This is a genomic window from Mammaliicoccus sp. A-M4 (assembly GCF_022386955.1).
In the GTDB taxonomy this organism is placed as follows: Bacteria; Bacillota; Bacilli; order Staphylococcales; family Staphylococcaceae; genus Mammaliicoccus; species Mammaliicoccus lentus.
This window is the reverse complement of record NZ_JAJNHH010000001.1, coordinates 140,175-159,567: the sequence shown is the minus strand read 5'-3', so window position 1 is coordinate 159,567 and position 19,393 is coordinate 140,175. Positions and strand designations below refer to the sequence as shown.

The following is a 19,393-nucleotide window of genomic DNA, read 5'->3' as shown; positions in this document are numbered from 1 at the left end:
TCCTGATGACTTTTTTTATTAGGAGAGATAACATGGAAGAAATATTTAGTCAGCAAAATCACCACTTATCATATAATGTTCAAGAAAGACCTGATTTAACAATTGGGATCACAACAAGAACTGACGGTCACAGTCCTTACCCAAATAATGCTTTTAACATGGCGCGTTATATAGATGATAATCCAGAGAATATTACAAAACACCAAAGAGTATTAGCTGATGAGATTGGCTTCTCGTGTGATTCATGGGTGTTTCCAATCCAAACTCATGAAAATAAAATTCAAGAAGTTAAATCATCAGATAGAGGTAAAAATATATCAGAGCTTACTAACGAGTTATATGGATTAGATGGATTATACACTTATGAATCAAATATTTTACTGACAATGTGTTTTGCTGATTGCGTACCAATTTATTTGTATGATACGAATAGCGAGTATGTCGGACTTTGTCATGCAGGTTGGAGAGGAACTCAATCGCAAATCATTAAAGAGATGATTGAAAACTATAAAGGTGATATTGAGAACCTTAGAATTGTTATCGGTCCTTCAACTTCAAATAGTTATGAAATTAACGATGATATTTACAATAAATTTAAGTCTTTACCAATTGATTCATCTTTGTATATTGAAAATAGAGGTCAGAATAAACATGGTATAGATTTGAAAAGAGCAAATGAATTGTTAGCTATATTTTATGGTGTAAAACCAGAACATATCGTTAAGACAAATCATTGTACAGCTAGTGAAACAGATAAGTTCTTTTCCTATAGAGTAGAACAAGGAAATACTGGAAGAATGCTTGCATTTATAGGTAGAAAGTAGGTATAATTTTGAAATCGGTAAAAGAAAATTTAGTAGATATAGAGTCACAAATTCGTAACAGTACTAAAGAATCAAGTTTTGAAACATCACCTCAAGTGATTGTTGTTACAAAATATGTTACAATAGACCGAGCTATAGAAGCTTATCAAGCTGGTTTAAGAAATTTCGGTGAAAATAGAATTGAAGGTTTCATTGAAAAGAAAAAGCAACTTCCTGATGATGCAATTATGCATTTTATTGGGTCTCTGCAAACAAGAAAAGTAAAAGAAGTCATTGATGACATCGATTACTTACACGCACTAGATAGGTTGAAATTAGCAAAAGAAATAGAAAAACGTGCCAATCATAAAGTTAAATGTTTTGTTCAAGTTAATGTTTCAGGTGAGGAATCTAAACACGGTATGTCACCAGAAGAAGTCATTCCTTTTATTAAAGAAATGGAAAATTTTGAACACATTGAAATTGTTGGTTTAATGACTATGGCACCACTAACCGAAGACAAAGAAAAATTAAGACAATATTTCAAACAACTAAGACTGTTAAAAGATAAAGTACAATCATTAAATCTAAGCTATGCACCATGTACAGAATTATCTATGGGCATGAGCAATGATTTTAATGAAGCAATAATAGAAGGTGCTTCATATGTTCGAATTGGTACAAAATTAGTTGGTGAATAAGGAGTGTAAATTATGGCTATTAAAGATGTGTTTAAAGGTTTCTTCATAGTAGATGATGAAGAGGAAGTATACGAAGAACCACGTCAAGAGCAAAGTAGAGCCCCCGAGCAAGAACAAAGCTCTCAAGAGAAAAAGAAAACAGCACAGAATACTTTAAAAAGTGTACCGTCACAACAGAATAATACAACAAGATATCAATCACAACGTTCACGTGATTTTAATAAACCTGAAAGGAAAGAAGCCATGAGTGAAAAACGTACAAATTCATCTCAAACAAATGTGGTGAGCATGGGTGGTAATATGGATTTTGCGCAAAATTCAAAAATGTGCTTGTTTGAACCAAGAGTATTTTCTGATACACAAGATATCGCAGATGAACTTAAAAATAGAAGAACAACACTAGTAAACTTACAAAGAATAGATAAAGTATCTGCTAAAAGAATAATCGATTTCTTAAGTGGAACAGTTTATGCTATCGGCGGTGACATTAGAAGAGTTGGGACAGATATTTTCTTGTGCACACCTGATAATGTTGAAGTTGCTGGATCAATCACAGAACAAATTGAACAAGTTGACCCTTATCAAGAATAGAGGAAATAGTATATGGATAGCGGATTATTAAGTACAATTTTAGGATTTGTATTGTTTGTTGTTAAAATTTATCAATATGGTATGATTGTTTACTTCTTAACATCTTGGTTACCTGGATTAAGAGAAGGAGCTATAGGACAATTTTTAGGTAAGATTTATGAACCGTTTTTAGAACCTTTCAGAAAAATAATTCCACCTCTAGGTATGTTAGACATATCTTCAATTGTGGCTTTTATTACTTTAAGTTTATTCTATGTAGGTTTAATAAGCGTATTCAATATGTTTGTACCTGTAGTACCAATCCTGTAAATTTAACATGAATGATATAGTGTAATGGGATGGGACAATGCGTCCATCCTTTTTTTATATATATTTAGAGGTGTAACAATGGATATCTATCAACATTTTAGAAAAGAAGAAAGAGAAGAAATTGATTTATTTATTAATAAATGTGAAATAGCAGAAAGAAATTATCAACATGTTCTTACGGACTTTTTAGACCCTCGAGAACAATACATTTTAGATACAATAGTTGGTAGTTTTGAAGGATTAAGAGTCCATTATTTTGGCGGAAGTAATGAGGCTGAAAGAAAGCGTGCAATAATTGCTCCTGATTACTTCACTCCAGAAGAAGAAGACTTTGAAATAGTATTAATCGAACTTAATTATCCAACTAAGTTTGTAACATTAACACATCGAAATATATTAGGAACGATAATGTCTCTAGGAATTGATCGTAATCAATTAGGTGATATTATTGTTAACGAAAAAATACAATTTGTTTTGACAAAAAGATTTGAATCATATATTATGTTAGAATTAACAAAAATTAAAGGTGCAGGAATCAAATTGAGTTCTATTCCTTTTCAAAATATGATACAATCAAATGAGAATTGGGTTACACGAGATACAACTGTGAGTGCTATGAGGCTTGATGTAATTGTAAAGCATATAACTAATACAAGTAGAGCGCTAAGTAAGAAACTCATAGAAGGTAAACGTGTAAAAGTCAATCATAGAGAGATTGAAAGAGTAGACTTTTTAGTCGAAGAGAATGATTTACTATCGATAAAAGGATACGGTCGTGCTAAGATTGTAGCCAATAACGGTGAATCAAAAAAAGGCAAATTACGTATAACATATCGTACTTTGTTTAAATAGTGCTAAGGAGGAAAACTGATGGCATTTACCCCAGAAAATATTAAACAAAAAGAATTTAGTAGAGTGCATAAAGGCTTAGATGAGTCAGAAGTACGTCAATATCTAGAATCATTAAGCGATGAAATAGAAAAATTAAAATCAGAAAAAGCGCAATTACAAACATTAATAGATGATAAAGATGAAAATATTAATCGTTTTAGAGCGGTCGAAAACACAATTTCTGAAGCAATATTACAGGCTCAAAAAGCAGGCGAACAAACAAAGCATTCCGCTGAGCTAAAAGCTGATTCTATAGTTAAAGAAGCAGAAGGTAGAGCTAATATTATCATCAATGATGCTTTACAAAAAGCACGTAAAATAAGCTTCCAAACTGAAGATATGAAGAGACAATCTAAAGTATTTAGATCTCGTTTTCGTATGTTAGTAGAAGCGCAACTTGATTTGTTGAAGAATGATGATTGGGATTATTTATTAAATTATGATATTGATCAACAACAAGTTACTGAAGAAAATATTGACATTTTGCAAAAAGAAGAACAAAATAATCAAGAGAAGATTAATAATCAATCTATAGATAGTGATGAGGACGCGTCTAAAGAATAATTATAGTAGAAGCGAGCTAGGGATGGTGAAAGCCTAGTCGAATAATTTCTTTAGGTATCACCTTTTCATAAAATTATATATAGTTAATGAGTGAACTCTAAGTTGAGTTAATAAGGGTGGTACCGCGATTACTTCGTCCCTATTATTTCAACTTAGAGTTTTTTATTTTAATAATTGAAGGAGATTAAAACTTATGGACTACAAAGACACGTTACTTATGCCAAAAACAAGCTTCCCAATGAGAGGTGGACTTCCAAATAAGGAACCTCAAATTCAAGCTGAATGGGATGAAAAAGACTTATTTAATAAAATTTTAGAAAAAAATAAAGGTAAAACACCATTTATTTTGCATGACGGACCTCCTTACGCAAACGGTAATCTACACATGGGTCATGCATTGAATAAAATCTTAAAAGACTTTATTGTTCGTCATAAAGCAATGACTGGTTATTATGCACCTTATGTTCCAGGTTGGGATACACATGGCTTACCTATTGAACAAGCATTAACAAATAAAGGTGTTAAGCGTAAAGAAATGTCAGTAGCAGAATTTCGTGAAAAATGTGAAGAGTTTGCGCTTGAACAAATCGAAGTACAAAAATCTGACTTTAAACGTTTAGGTGTAAATGGTGATTGGCAAAACCCATATATTACTTTAAAACCTGAATTCGAAGCAGCTCAAATTCGCGTATTTGGAGAAATGGCAGCTAAAGGTTTAATTTATAAAGGTAAAAAACCAGTTTATTGGTCACCTTCAAGTGAGTCATCTTTAGCAGAAGCTGAAATTGAATATAAAGATAAAAAATCACCATCTATTTATGTAGCTTTTAAAGTAGTTGATAGTAAAGGGGTTGTAGATGAAGATGCATCATTCGTTATCTGGACAACAACTCCATGGACAATTCCATCAAACTTAGGAATTGCTGTTAATCCTGAACTTACTTATGTACAAGTAAATGTTGAAGGTAAAAAATATGTAGTAGCAGAAGCGTTATTAGATGCTGTTTGTGAAGATTTAGACTGGAATAAAGAAACAATTGTTCGTGAAAAAGAATTTAAAGGTTCTGAACTTGAATATGTTACAGCGCAACATCCATTTATCGACAGAACATCATTAGTAATTTTAGGCGATCACGTAACTACAGACGCAGGTACTGGTTGTGTTCATACCGCACCTGGACACGGGGAAGATGACTATGTTATCGGACAAAAATATGATTTAGGTGTAATTAGCCCAATCGATGATAAAGGTGTTTTCACAGAAGAAGCAGGAGAGTTCGCAGGGCAATTTTATGATAAAGCAAACAAAACAATTACAGAAAAATTAGATGAAGTTGGAGCACTATTAAAACTATCATTCTTCTCACATTCGTATCCACATGACTGGCGTACGAAAAAACCGGTTATCTTTAGAGCGACTGAGCAGTGGTTCGCTTCAATTAGTAAAGTAAGACAAGATATTTTAGATGCAATTGATACAACTAAATTTAAAATTGATTGGGGTAAAACACGTTTATACAACATGATTAGAGATAGAGGAGAATGGGTAATTTCTCGTCAAAGAGTTTGGGGCGTACCATTACCTGTATTCTATTCTGAAAATGGCGATATCATCATGACAGAAGAAACAATTAATCATGTTGCTGATTTATTCGAAAAACATGGATCTAATGTTTGGTTTGAAAGAGAAGCTAAAGATTTATTACCTGAAGGATTTACACATGAAGGTAGTCCTAACGGTGTATTCACTAAAGAAACAGATATTATGGATGTTTGGTTCGATTCAGGATCTACGCACAGAGGAGTACTTGAAACTAGACCTGAATTATCTTACCCAGCTGATATTTATATTGAAGGAAGTGACCAATATAGAGGTTGGTTTAACTCTTCAATTACAACTTCAGTAGCAACTAGAGGCATTTCACCATATAAAATGTTACTTTCACACGGTTTTGTAATGGATGGTGAAGGTAAAAAAATGAGTAAATCTCTTGGTAATGTTATCGTACCAGATAAGATTGTTAAACAAATGGGTGCTGATATTGCTCGACTATGGGTGAGTAGTGTTGATTACTTGGCTGATGTTCGTATTTCTAATGAAATTTTAAAACAAACTTCAGATGTTTACCGTAAAATCAGAAATACATTCCGCTTCTTATTAGGAAACGTGAATGATTTTAACCCAGCAACTGATAGTGTTTCTTATGATGAAATGCTTGAAATCGATCAATACATGCATAACCGTTTAAATCAATTTATCGGTAAGACATTATCACATTATGAAGCTTACGACTATTTAGACATCTATCAAGATATTCAAAACTTTATCAACGTAGATTTAAGTAATTTCTACTTAGATTACGGTAAAGATATTTTATATATTGAAAAAGCAGACTCATTAAAACGTCGTAGTATGCAAACCGTATTATATGAGACATTAGTTAAATTAACTAAGTTATTAGCACCAATTATCCCACATACTGCAGATGAAATTTGGGGTCATATTCCACATGTTGAAGAAGAAAGTGTACATTTAACAGATATGCCTGAACCACATGAAATTGATACTGTATTAATGGAAAAATGGTCTCAATTCATGAAATTAAGAGACGATGTTAACAGAGCTCTAGAAGTAGCACGTAATGAAAAAGTAATTGGTAAATCATTAGAAGCGCATATTACTTTATCTAACTCATCTGAGTTTGATACTGTTGATTTCTTAAGTAAATTTAATGATTTAAATCAATTGTTCATTGTATCAAAAGTTGACGTTGTAGATGAATTAACTGAAGGTACAGAATATGAATTAGTTAAAGTTAAAGTTGACCATGCAGAAGGTGAAAAATGTCAACGTTGTTGGAACTATTCAGATCAATTAGGTTCAGTTAATGGACTAGATCACTTATGTCCTCGTTGTCAATCAGTTGTAGCAACTTTAGGTTAATCATTTAATTTAAAAAACAATTTGTTGTGTAAATAAATACTCCTATTAAAGTTTTCACTTTAATAGGAGTATTTTTAATGTAATAACATAAAAATAGATGTTTAATATTATTTGTCAGATTAACAAACCTACCTGTTTATGTGGTAAAATAATCAAGATTGGAGTGAACAATAAATGCGTAAAGGTTATAATATTCCTATATGGAGTATTTTTATAGTTATAATTATAGCGTTAGACCAATTAACAAAATATATGATTGTAAAATCATTAGAAATTGGTGATTCTGTAAAAGTTATTAAAAATCTTTTATATATAACTTCTCATCGGAACGAAGGTGCTGCGTGGGGTATTCTTCAAGGGAAAATGTGGTTGTTCTATATTGTGACAATCGTTGTGTTAGTTATATTAATTATGTTCTTTAAAAGCGAAGGTTATGGAAAACCATTAATCCAATTCGGTCTGAGTTTATTAATAGCTGGTTCGATAGGTAATTTTATAGATCGATTGTTTAGAAGTGAAGTAGTAGATTTTATAGATACGTATATATTTGGTTATAATTTCCCGATATTTAATGTTGCGGATGCAGCTTTAACAATTGGTGTTATTGTATTAATTATTGTAATTTTATTTGAAGGCAAGGAGGAAAAAGCTTGAATACGTTTGAATTTAAAATAGAAACAGAGCAAGAAGCGGGCGTAAGAATTGATAAATTGTTACCTGAATTAAATCCAGATTGGTCAAGAAGTCAAATACAAGATTGGATTAAATTAGGTTTAGTTGAGGTAAACGGTAAAGTCGTAAAATCAAATTATAAAACTAAATTGAATGATACGATTGTTGCTACTGAAAAAGTAGTAGAAGAAGTAGACATAGTAGCAGAAGATTTAGGCATAGAGATATATTATGAAGATAAAGATGTTGCGGTAGTCTACAAGCCTAAAGGAATGGTAGTACATCCTGCTCCCGGACATTATACTGGAACTTTAGTAAATGGACTTATGTATGCTATAACAGATTTATCAGGCATTAATGGAGAAATTAGACCAGGTATTGTACATCGAATTGATAAAGATACTTCAGGTTTATTGATGGTAGCAAAAAATGATATTGCACATAGAGGGTTAGTAGAACAATTAGTCGATAAGACAGTAACTAGAGAATATACTGCTTTAGTACATGGTCATATCCCTCACGAATTCGGTACTATTGAAGCGCCTATTGGTAGAAACCCAAAAGAGCGCCAAGAAATGGCTATCGTTGATGATGGCAAAGAAGCAGTAACGCATTTTAACGTGATAGAAAAATTCGACCAATATACATTGGTGAATTGTCAGCTTGAAACTGGGCGAACACACCAGATTAGAGTGCACATGAAACATATTGGTTACCCATTAGTAGGGGATCCAAAGTATGGTAGAAAGAAAACTTTAGATTTAGGCGGACAAGCTTTACATGCAGGGTTACTTGGATTTGAACATCCTATAACTGGAAAATATATCGAAAAAGAAGCGCCTTTACCTGAATATTTCGAAGCGTTAATAGAAAAGTTAAGAAAAATAGAAGATAAAAAATAATTGTAATAATACTAGTTTAATTTCAGATATACTTTGACAATATACTAGAAAAACGATATTATAGTTTTAACAATTAAATCGTCTTTAACAGACAGTCCTGAGAGGCTGAGAAGACATATATGTGCGTGTGGACCTTTTTAAAGGTACCAGTATATACTCATGTCTTCTTAAAGACATGAGTATTTTTTTGTGGAAGGAGATTGAATATGGCTGAAAGAATGATTATGGATGATGCAGCAATCAATCGTGCTTTGACGAGAATGTCACATGAGATTTTAGAGAAAAACAAAGGCACGAAAGATATTGTATTATTAGGTGTGAAAACTAGAGGCGTACACTTAGCAAATAGAATTGAAAAGAAAATCAAATCTATAGAAGATGTGCAAGTGCCAACTGGCGAGATTGATGTCACACATTACCGAGATGATGTAGAACATAGTCAAATTAAAGTGAAATCATTTGATATCGAAGTAGATATTAATGATAAACATGTTATTATCGTCGATGACGTGTTATACACAGGTCGCACTGTTAGAGCTTCACTTGATGCTATATTAGACCATGCACGACCACGAAAAATCAGCTTAGCTACATTGGTAGATAGAGGTCATAGAGAGTTGCCTATTAGAGCAGATTACGTTGGTAAAAACGTACCAACTGCTTCTAACGAATCAATAGTAGTAGAACTAGAAGAAATTGACGATAAAACAGCAGTAACATTAAATTAAATAATTCCTTTTAAATCAGTACGAGATACTGGCAAAGGAGCGTTTTTGTAACAGTCTACCTGTATATATTTGTATAGGTATAACTGTATACATAGATCCCTTTGCATATCTTGTAAAGGGATCTTTTTTTGAATAGGAGAATGGAAAATGACACACAACGAAGAAATGTTTGAACGCACGGTTGAACCTATTTTAGATGTAAATGAGAAACCAAAACCTTCTCAATGGTTTTTCTTAAGTTCACAGCACTTATTTGCAATGTTTGGAGCGACAGTATTAGTACCTTTCTTAACAGGATTACCTGTTTCAGCAGCATTAATCGCTTCGGGGCTTGGAACATTACTTTATATTCTAATTACTAAAGGAAAAATACCTGCATACTTAGGATCAAGTTTCGCGTTCATCACACCGATTATAGTCGGTCTTAAATCACACGACCTAGGCGAAATGTTAGTGGCTTTGTTCATGAGTGGTGTCCTTTATGTAATCATCGGATTGATTATAAGGCTTACAGGCACAGATTGGTTGCTGAATTTATTACCACCTGTTGTAGTAGGACCAGTAATTATGGTTATAGGACTTGGTTTAGCGCCAGTTGCTGTCAACATGGCAATGTACACTGATTCAAACGCAATGACTGGATACAGCGGTGTTTATATTACAGTGGCACTGATTACACTGATTACAACAATAATTGTTTCAGTATTCTTTAAAGGATTTTTATCAATAATACCAGTATTGATAGGTATTATTGTAGGTTACATTTCATCATTACTATACGGCATTGTTGATTTAGAACCGATAGCAAAAGCGAAATGGTTACAATTACCAGACATATACATGCCTTTTCATGATTACACACCTTCATTACAGTGGGGATTAATATTAATCATGTTACCGATTGTATTTGTAACGGTAAGTGAACATATTGGGCATCAAATCGTTATTAATAAAATTGTCGGTAAAAACTTTTTCAAAGAGCCAGGTTTACATCGATCATTAATCGGTGATGGCGTGTCAACTATGATGTCTTCTATTATAGGTGGACCTCCAAGTACAACATACGGAGAAAATATAGGTGTACTAGCAATTACAAAAATTTATAGTATATGGGTTATAGGAGGTGCAGCAGTCCTCGCACTTATTTTAGGCTTTGTTGGAAAGTTTACAGCTATGATTTCCACTATACCGACACCAGTCATGGGCGGTGTATCGATACTGTTATTCGGAATTATAGCTTCAAGTGGATTGAGGATGTTGGTAGAAAACAAAATTGACTTTGGTAACAATAGAAATTTAATTATAGCATCAGTAATTTTAGTACTAGGAATCGGAAAAGCACATCTAGATTTTACAGGTATCGGTATTCATTTGAATATTGAAGGGATGGCATTAGCAGCAACAGTTGGTATTTTACTGAATCTCATTTTACCCAAGAAAATAAAATAATTCTAGGAGGCGTTACCCTTGAAAAACATATTATCTATGGCTGATTTAACAAAAGACGAAATATTAAACATTATTCACAAAGCGCAGGATCTAAAAGAACAAGGTATAAGTTCAATTGATAGAAAAGCAACTGTAGCAAATTTATTCTTTGAAAATTCTACAAGAACGAAATGTAGTTTCGAAATGGCTGAAAGAAAATTAGGATTAGACATTTTACCATTTGAAACAAATACTTCATCTGTTCAGAAGGGTGAAACGCTATATGACACGTGTAAAACTCTCGAATCTATAGGAGTTGAAGCGCTGATCATCAGACATAGTGAAAATGAATATTATGAACCTTTAAAATCGCTTAATATACCTGTTATTAATGGAGGAGATGGAAGTGGACAACACCCAACTCAATCTTTACTGGATATTATGACGATTTATGAAGAGTATGGTTATTTTAGCGGGTTAAAAGTTTTAATTTCAGGAGATATTAAAAATTCAAGAGTAGCAAGAAGTAACGCTGACGCTTTAACAAAATTAGGTGCAGAAGTCATGTTCTCAGCTCCAAACCAATGGAAAGAACAGATTTCTGATATTCCTTATGTAAATATTGATGATGTTATTAATGAAATTGATGTGTGCATGTTGTTAAGAGTACAAAATGAAAGACATGATAAAGGTCAATCTTATAGCAAGTCTGAATATCATGTTGGTTATGGCCTTACAAAAGAAAGATACGAACAACTGAAAGATAGTGCAATTGTAATGCATCCTGCTCCAGTAAATCGAGGGGTCGAAATTGATACAAATTTAGTTGAAAGTCCAAAATCTCGCATTTTTAGACAAATGGAAAATGGTGTTTTCGTGAGAATGGCATGTATTCAAGAAGTACTTAATCATAAGGAGGAAAAAGTAAAATGTCACTTATAATCAAAAATGGAAAAATCTTATCTCAAGGTGAACTTGTGAAGAAAGATATACAAATAGAAGATGGTAAGATCAAAAGTATCGCTGATTCAATAGAAGAAGGAAATTTGAAAGTGATTGATGCTAAAGGACATTTTATTTCGCCAGGTTTTGTTGATGTCCATGTTCATTTAAGAGAACCAGGTGGAGAGCATAAAGAAACAATTGAAACAGGAACTAAAGCAGCGGCAAGAGGTGGTTTTACAACTGTATGTCCAATGCCTAACACTAAACCTGTTCCTGATTCAGTTGAAAATCTAGAAAAAATACATGACATTATAAATAAACATGCTGCTGTAAGAGTATTACCATACGCATCTATTACTGTGAGACAAGCAGGTAAAGAGCACGTAGATTTTAAAGCTTTAAAAGAAACAGGCATGTTCCAATTTACTGATGATGGTGTAGGAGTACAGACAGCTTCAATGATGTATGAAGCAATGATAGAAGCAGCTAAAATCAATAAAGCAATCGTTGCGCATTGTGAAGACAATTCACTTATTTACGGTGGAGCAATGCATGAAGGAAAACGTAGTAACGAACTTAACATACCAGGCATACCTTCAATATGTGAAGCTGTCCAAATTGCAAGAGATGTGTTATTAGCCGAAGCTGCTAATTGTCATTATCATGTGTGTCACGTTTCGACTAAAGAAAGTGTAAGAGTAATAAGAGATGCTAAAAAAGCTGGAATTAAAGTGACTGCAGAAGTAACACCACACCATTTATTGTTAACTGAAGACGATGTACCTGGAGACGACGCAATATACAAAATGAACCCACCATTAAGAGCAAAAGAAGACAGAGATGCTTTAATTGAAGGACTTATTGATGGAACAATTGATTGTATTGCAACAGATCACGCTCCGCATGCCAAAGAAGAAAAAGAAGCTTCTATGGTTGATGCACCATTTGGAATTGTAGGAAGCGAAACTGCTTTCCAATTGTTATATACGCATTTTGTTAAAACAGGAAAATTTACTCTAGAACAACTTGTTTCTTATTTAACAATAAAACCATCTGAAACATTCGATTTACCTTATGGACGACTTGAAGAAGGTGGCTATGCTGACCTTACGATAATAGATTTAGAAACAGAAAGACCAATTAAAGCTGAAGAATTTGCTTCTAAAAGTAGCAATACACCATTTATCGATGAAGTTGTATCAGGATACCCAATCATGACAATTTATGACGGTGAAATAGTTTATGAGGAGGCAGTAAAAAATGCGTAATAGAAGATACTTAGTTCTTGAAGATGGCACCATTTATAAAGGGTTTAAGTTAGGTTCAGATGAATTAACAATCGGAGAAATTGTATTTAATACAGCTATGACAGGTTATCAAGAAACGATTTCAGATCCATCATATACAGGTCAAATTATTACATTCACATATCCACTTATTGGGAATTATGGTTTTAACCGAGATGATTTTGAATCATTAACACTGACTTTAAATGGTGTAGTTGTTCGTGAAGCATGTCAAGAACCGAGTAACTTCAGATCTAGTAAAACACTCGATGAAACTTTGAAATTTTATAATATTCCAGGTATATCCGGTGTTGACACAAGAAGTTTAACTAGAAAAATTAGAAACCACGGTGTTCTTAAAGCTGGTTTTACAGATAATGAAAACGAAATTGAAACAGTTATTCACAGATTGAAAAATGATACGTTAAGAACTGATGAAGTTGAACAAGTATCATCAATTAGACCGTATATTTCAACAGGTGACGGATATAAAGTAGTACTGATTGACTATGGTAAAAAAGAAAATATTGTACGTGAGTTAAATAGAAGAGGTTGTGATGTGACAGTTGTACCATATCAAACATCTGTAGAAGAAATATTAAATATTGCCCCTGATGGCGTGATGGTTTCTAATGGTCCAGGTAATCCAGAGAATGTTAAAGAAACGCTAGATACGATTCAATCAATTATAGGAAAAATACCATTCTTTGGTATATGTTTAGGACATCAATTATTTGCACTATCACAAGGTGCAACTTCTTACAAAATGAAATTTGGTCATAGAGGTGCTAACCATCCTGTTATGAACTTAAGTACTGGAAAAGTTGATTTAACAAGTCAAAATCACGGCTACGCTATAGAAGAAGAATCAATCAAAAATACAAAATTAGAAATTACACATATCGCATTAAATGATCGTTCAATAGAAGGTCTGAAGCATAAAGAATATCCAGCTTTCTCTGTACAATATCATCCGGAAGCTTCTCCAGGACCACATGATTCAAATTATTTATTCGATGAATTTATTGAAATGATTCAATTACATAAAGAGAAGGAGCGTAATATTAATGCCTAAACAAACAGATATAAAATCCATCTTAGTTATCGGTTCAGGTCCAATCATTATAGGACAAGCAGCTGAATTTGATTATGCAGGTACACAAGCTTGTCTAGCTCTAAAAGAAGAAGGATATAAAGTCATACTTGTTAATTCTAACCCAGCCACGATTATGACTGATACAGAAATTGCAGATACAGTATATATCGAACCTTTAACATTGGATTTTGTTAGTAGAATTATAAGAAAAGAACAACCAGATGCACTATTACCAACATTAGGCGGTCAAACAGGTTTAAATATGGCAATTGAATTACATGAAAATGGTGTACTTGAAGAAAATAATGTTCGTTTGTTAGGTACGCAATTATCTTCCATCGCTCAAGCAGAAGACCGTGATTTATTCCGTAATTTAATGAATGAATTAAATGAGCCAGTACCGGAAAGTGATATTGTAAATGATTTAGACGCCGCCATCCAATTTGCGAATAAAGTAGGTTATCCTTTAATTGTTCGCCCAGCTTTTACGATGGGTGGAACAGGTGGCGGAATTTGTAATGATGAGACTGAATTAAGAGAAGTTGTTCAGAACGGTTTGAAATATAGTCCTGTAACTCAATGTTTAATTGAAAAATCAATAGCTGGATATAAAGAAATTGAATATGAAGTAATGCGAGATAAAAATGATAATGCCATTGTTGTGTGTAACATGGAAAATATTGACCCTGTTGGTATACATACTGGAGATTCAATCGTGGTGGCACCAAGTCAAACATTATCAGATGTTGAGTACCAAATGTTAAGAGATGTTTCATTAAAAATTATTAGAGCTTTAAAAATAGAAGGTGGATGTAATGTACAATTAGCACTTGATCCACATTCTTTAAATTATTATATCATCGAGGTTAATCCACGTGTATCTAGATCCTCTGCTTTAGCTTCAAAAGCAACGGGGTATCCGATAGCTAAATTGGCAGCTAAAATTGCAGTTGGTATGACATTAGATGAAATGCTGAACCCTGTTACAGGCACGTCATATGCAGCATTTGAGCCTGCTTTAGACTATGTTGTTTCTAAAATACCTAGATTTCCTTTTGATAAGTTCGACAAAGGTGAAAGACATTTAGGTACACAGATGAAAGCAACTGGAGAAGTTATGGCTATTGGAAGAACTTATGAAGAATCGCTTTTAAAAGCAATTCGCTCATTAGAATATGGCGTACATCATTTAGGATTACCTAATGGAGATGAATTTGAACTAAACTTCATAGAAGAAAGAATTAAAGCACAAGATGATGAAAGACTTTTCTTCATTGGAGAAGCAATTAGAAGAGGAACATCGTTAGAAAGAATTCATGAACTAACTGAAATTGACTACTTTTTCTTAAATAAATTTAAACACATTATTGAGATAGAACATGAACTTAAAGAAAATAAAGGGAATTTAGAATGTTTAATGTGGGCTAAACAGTATGGATTTAGTGACAAAGTGATTGCGCATAGATGGGAACAATCTGAACGTGAAATTTATGATTTAAGGCAACAACATCAAATCAATCCAGTTTATAAAACTGTCGATACGTGTGCAGCTGAGTTTGAATCTGAAACACCATATTTTTATGGCACTTATGAAGAAGAAAATGAATCAATAGTATCGGAGAAGGAAAAAATTATCGTTCTAGGTTCTGGTCCAATAAGAATCGGCCAAGGAGTAGAATTTGATTATGCAACAGTTCATGCAGTATGGGCGATACAAGAAGCTGGATATGAGGCAATAATTATAAATAATAATCCAGAAACTGTTTCGACTGATTTCTCAATTTCAGACAAACTATATTTTGAACCTTTAACAGAAGAAGATGTTATGAGTATTATTAATCATGAAGAACCAATTGGAGTAGTTGTTCAATTCGGAGGTCAAACTGCGATTAATTTAGCTGATAAACTTTCTGAAAAGGGCATTAAAATACTTGGTACTTCTTTAGAGGACTTAAATAGAGCAGAAGATAGAAAAGAATTCGAAGCTTTATTACAAAAAATAAATGTACCACAACCATTAGGAAAAACTGCAACATCTGTAGAAGAAGCAATAAAAAATGCGAATGAAATTGGTTACCCTGTTGTTGTGAGACCTTCATATGTACTAGGTGGTAGAGCAATGGAAATCGTATACGCTGAAGCGGAACTACGAAATTATATGGAGCAAGCTGTTAAAGCGAGCCCCGAACACCCAGTACTGATAGATAGATATTTAACAGGTAAAGAAATAGAAGTAGATGCAATATCAGACGGGGAAACAGTTGTTATACCAGGAATCATGGAACATATTGAAAGAGCTGGCGTTCACTCAGGAGATTCTATAGCAGTTTATCCACCACAAACTTTAACAGATGAAGAAATTAATATGTTAGTAGACTATACGACTAAATTAGCTAAAGGGCTAAACATTATCGGTTTAATCAATATTCAGTTTGTTTTATCTAAAGGTGAAGTCTTCGTACTTGAAGTTAACCCTAGAGCAAGTAGAACTGTGCCATTTTTAAGTAAAATAACGGACATTCCAATGGCTAAGTTAGCTACAAAAGCAATTACAAATATATCTTTAAAAGAACAAGGATATGAAAACGGATTAGTTCCTTACAAAGAAGGCGTGTATGTAAAAGCACCAGTATTCAGTTTTAGTAAATTGAAAAATGTAGATATTACTTTAGGACCTGAAATGAAATCAACAGGTGAAGTAATGGGGAAAGACTTAACGTTAGAAAAAGCATTATATAAAGGTTTAACGGCAAGCGGATTAAAAGTACAAGATCAAGGTACAGCACTGTTTACTGTAAGTGATAAAGATAAAGAAGAAGCTTACATTATTGCAAAACGATTCCATGAAATAGGTTATAGAATTTTTGCAACTGAAGGAACATCAAAATATTTCCAAGAAAAAAATATACCAACTTATACTGTAGGAAAAATTGGTGGAGAACATGATTTGCTATCTGTTATTCAAAAAGGCGAAGTACAATTAGTCGTTAATACAATGACTAAAGGAAAAATTTATGAAAGAGATGGTTTCCAAATTCGTAGAGAATCGGTAGAGAACGGAATTCCTTGTTTAACGTCACTTGATACTGCAAACGCATTAGCAGATGTAATTGACAGTATGACATTTAAAACTGACCAAATGTAGAGGGGGATCACAATGTCTCATTTAATGACAGTTGTATCAAATAATCAAATTGCAGACGCTATTTATGAATTAAAAGTTTATGGTGATATTACGAAAAATATGAAAAAACCTGGCCAATTCGTACACATAAAGGCAGGTATGGGTACTGAACATATGTTAAGAAGGCCTATATCAATTTGTGAAGTGAATCGAGAAGATGAGACTTTCACAATGCTTTTTAGAAAAGAAGGGCAAGGAACTGAAAAAATTTCTAAACTAAAATCAGGAGATTCTATAGATGTTATTGCGCCTTTAGGTAATGGTTTTCCAGTGGAAGAAGCACAAAATACCGCTTTATTAGTAGGTGGCGGTATTGGTGTGCCTCCACTATATGAATTATCTAAACAACTTAATGCAAGAGGAATTAAAACAATTCATGTGTTAGGTTTCCAAAGCGCAAAAGATGCATTTTATGTCGAACAATTCGAATCTTTAGGAGAAACGTATATAAGTACGGTTGACGGAAGTTTAGGTACAAAAGGATTTGTTACAACTGTTATTGAACAATTAGAAACACCTTTCGATATATTTTATAGTTGTGGTCCCAAAGTGATGCTCAAAGCATTAAAAGCACAATTAAGTGATGTTAAAGGTTACATTTCTTTAGAAGAACGCATGGGTTGTGGGATTGGTGCATGTTACGCCTGCGTGTGCCATACTGATGATGATGTAGGTTATGTTAAAGTATGTACAGATGGACCAGTATTCGAAAAAGGAGCCGTTATCATATGAGTAGATTAAATGTAACACTACCAGGTTTAAATTTGAAAAATCCAATAATGCCAGCAAGTGGATGTTTTGCATTTGGTAAAGAATTTAGTCAGTTCTATGACTTATCAGAGCTTGGATCTATTATGATAAAAGCTGCTACTAAAGAAGCAAGATATGGGAACGAAACACCTCGTGTTGCCGAAACTGCTAGCGGAATGATAAATGCTATTGGATTACAAAATCCAGGGGTTCATCATATTATTGAACATGAGCTAAAATATTTAGAGCAATTTGATGTACCAATTATTGCTAACGTAGCTGGTTCAACAGAAGAAGAATATGTATATGTAGCAGAACACATTTCAAAATCACCTAACGTACATGCATTAGAATTAAATATTTCATGCCCAAACGTTAAAGAAGGTGGCATACAATTCGGAACAGTACCAGAAGTAGCAAGTGATTTAACAAAAAAGGTGAAAGAAGTATCTTCTGTTCCAGTGTATGTTAAACTATCTCCTAATGTTACGAACATTGTTGAAATGGCTAAAGCAATCGCTCAATATGCAGACGGAATCACGATGATTAACACTTTAGTTGGTCTACGTGTTGATGAAAAAACAGGAAAGCCGATAATAAGTAACATTGTTGGTGGTTTAAGCGGGCCAGCAATTAAACCTGTAGCTTTAAGAATGGTTTATGAAGTTAGTCAAAATATTGATATTCCCATCATTGCAATGGGTGGCGTTAGAACAGCTCAAGATGTAATCGACTATATATCAGTAGGTGCAGATGCAGTAGCAGTAGGAACAGCTAATTTTGAAAATCCTACAGTATGTAAAGAAATTATTGATGAATTACCAAGTTTATTAGATAAATTAGGGGTACAACATATTCACGAACTTAAAGGTAGAACATATAGACAAGAAGGAGTTGTAAAATAAATGAAAGATACACCAATTATTGCATTGGATTTTGCAACGCTGAAAGAAGTAGAAAATTTTTTAGACTTATTTGATGAACCACTATTTGTGAAAATTGGAATGGAACTATTTTTACAAAATGGTCCTGATACAATTAAAGCAATTAAGGATAGAGGACACGACATATTTTTAGATTTAAAGCTACATGACATACCAAATACTGTACAAAGTGCATTGGCGGGATTAGGAAAATTTAATATAGATCTTATTAATGTGCATGCAGCAGGTGGCATAGAAATGATGAAATCTGGTTTAAAAGGCCTGAAATCTACGAATCCTAACGCAAAATTAATAGCTGTAACGCAACTTACTTCTACTACTGAAGAACAAATGCAGAAAGAACAAAATATCCAAACATCTATAGAAGACTCAGTTGTTCATTATGCTAAAAATACTAAAGATGCTGGTTTAGATGGGGTCGTATGTTCACCATTAGAATCTAAAATATTAAAAGAAACTCTTGGTAAAGAATTCTTGAAAGTAACACCGGGAATACGATTAGAAACGGATAAAACGCATGATCAACAACGTGTTACAACTCCAGAAGAAGCGAAAAATCTTGGTTCAACACATATTGTTGTAGGCCGTTCAATTACACAACATACGAATCCAGTGGAAAGATATCACGAAATATTACAAAGATGGAAAGGATAAT

Annotated in this window: 18 protein-coding genes; all 18 read left to right on the top strand. The window is 33.2% G+C overall.

What is annotated here, in order from left to right; all coding sequences use genetic code 11:
* Positions 1-32 precede the first annotated feature (32 nt).
* The gene (gene pgeF / locus LQ682_RS00865) at positions 33-824 is read left to right on the top strand and encodes a peptidoglycan editing factor PgeF (RefSeq protein WP_017000550.1); all 792 of its coding nucleotides are present in this window, start codon (positions 33-35) and stop codon (positions 822-824) included.
* Between the two features lie 8 nt (positions 825-832).
* Positions 833-1,504, top strand: a complete 672-nt coding sequence (locus LQ682_RS00860) for a YggS family pyridoxal phosphate-dependent enzyme (protein WP_017000551.1) — start codon at positions 833-835, stop codon at positions 1,502-1,504.
* A 12-nt stretch (positions 1,505-1,516) separates the two neighbouring features.
* A complete protein-coding gene (locus tag LQ682_RS00855) occupies positions 1,517-2,095 on the top strand; it encodes a cell division protein SepF (protein ID WP_017000552.1) in 579 nt (192 codons plus the stop codon).
* Between the two features lie 12 nt (positions 2,096-2,107).
* On the top strand, positions 2,108-2,404 hold the full coding sequence (locus tag LQ682_RS00850) for a YggT family protein (RefSeq protein WP_017000554.1): 297 nt from the start codon (positions 2,108-2,110) through the stop codon (positions 2,402-2,404).
* A gap of 78 nt (positions 2,405-2,482) precedes the next feature.
* The gene (locus tag LQ682_RS00845; RefSeq protein ID WP_239723706.1) at positions 2,483-3,256 is read left to right on the top strand and encodes a YlmH family RNA-binding protein; all 774 of its coding nucleotides are present in this window, start codon (positions 2,483-2,485) and stop codon (positions 3,254-3,256) included.
* A gap of 18 nt (positions 3,257-3,274) precedes the next feature.
* Positions 3,275-3,859 (top strand): DivIVA domain-containing protein, encoded by a 585-nt coding sequence (locus tag LQ682_RS00840; RefSeq protein WP_017000559.1) that lies wholly within the window; start codon positions 3,275-3,277, stop codon positions 3,857-3,859.
* 193 nt (positions 3,860-4,052) lie between these two features.
* A complete protein-coding gene (gene ileS, locus LQ682_RS00835; protein ID WP_064204070.1) occupies positions 4,053-6,803 on the top strand; it encodes an isoleucine--tRNA ligase in 2,751 nt (916 codons plus the stop codon).
* Positions 6,804-6,977: 174 nt separating this feature from the next.
* Entirely contained in the window at positions 6,978-7,457 is a 480-nt protein-coding gene (gene lspA / locus LQ682_RS00830) for a signal peptidase II (protein WP_017000562.1), read from the top strand.
* On the top strand, positions 7,454-8,377 hold the full coding sequence (locus tag LQ682_RS00825) for an RluA family pseudouridine synthase (protein WP_064204069.1): 924 nt from the start codon (positions 7,454-7,456) through the stop codon (positions 8,375-8,377). The genes lspA and LQ682_RS00825 overlap by 4 nt, the downstream gene beginning before the upstream one ends.
* A 206-nt stretch (positions 8,378-8,583) precedes the next feature.
* Positions 8,584-9,105 (top strand): bifunctional pyr operon transcriptional regulator/uracil phosphoribosyltransferase PyrR, encoded by a 522-nt coding sequence (gene pyrR / locus LQ682_RS00820; RefSeq protein WP_017000567.1) that lies wholly within the window; start codon positions 8,584-8,586, stop codon positions 9,103-9,105.
* 147 nt (positions 9,106-9,252) lie between these two features.
* Positions 9,253-10,554, top strand: a complete 1,302-nt coding sequence (gene uraA, locus LQ682_RS00815; RefSeq protein ID WP_017000569.1) for a uracil permease — start codon at positions 9,253-9,255, stop codon at positions 10,552-10,554.
* A gap of 18 nt (positions 10,555-10,572) precedes the next feature.
* Complete coding sequence (locus LQ682_RS00810) at positions 10,573-11,475, top strand: aspartate carbamoyltransferase catalytic subunit (protein ID WP_017000571.1); 903 nt, start codon at positions 10,573-10,575, stop codon at positions 11,473-11,475.
* Positions 11,463-12,746, top strand: a complete 1,284-nt coding sequence (locus LQ682_RS00805; RefSeq protein ID WP_017000573.1) for a dihydroorotase — start codon at positions 11,463-11,465, stop codon at positions 12,744-12,746. Before LQ682_RS00810 ends, LQ682_RS00805 begins: the two co-directional genes overlap by 13 nt.
* Positions 12,739-13,839, top strand: a complete 1,101-nt coding sequence (locus tag LQ682_RS00800; protein ID WP_017000576.1) for a carbamoyl phosphate synthase small subunit — start codon at positions 12,739-12,741, stop codon at positions 13,837-13,839. The genes LQ682_RS00805 and LQ682_RS00800 overlap by 8 nt, the downstream gene beginning before the upstream one ends.
* Positions 13,832-17,005, top strand: a complete 3,174-nt coding sequence (gene carB, locus LQ682_RS00795) for a carbamoyl-phosphate synthase large subunit (RefSeq protein WP_064204066.1) — start codon at positions 13,832-13,834, stop codon at positions 17,003-17,005. Before LQ682_RS00800 ends, carB begins: the two co-directional genes overlap by 8 nt.
* 12 nt (positions 17,006-17,017) lie before the next feature.
* Complete coding sequence (locus LQ682_RS00790; protein WP_017000579.1) at positions 17,018-17,776, top strand: dihydroorotate dehydrogenase electron transfer subunit; 759 nt, start codon at positions 17,018-17,020, stop codon at positions 17,774-17,776.
* Complete coding sequence (locus LQ682_RS00785) at positions 17,773-18,699, top strand: dihydroorotate dehydrogenase (RefSeq protein WP_017000581.1); 927 nt, start codon at positions 17,773-17,775, stop codon at positions 18,697-18,699. Before LQ682_RS00790 ends, LQ682_RS00785 begins: the two co-directional genes overlap by 4 nt.
* Positions 18,700-19,392: an orotidine-5'-phosphate decarboxylase gene (gene pyrF, locus LQ682_RS00780; RefSeq protein WP_017000583.1), complete on the top strand. Its 693-nt coding sequence runs from the start codon at positions 18,700-18,702 to the stop codon at positions 19,390-19,392.
* Position 19,393 lies beyond the last annotated feature (1 nt).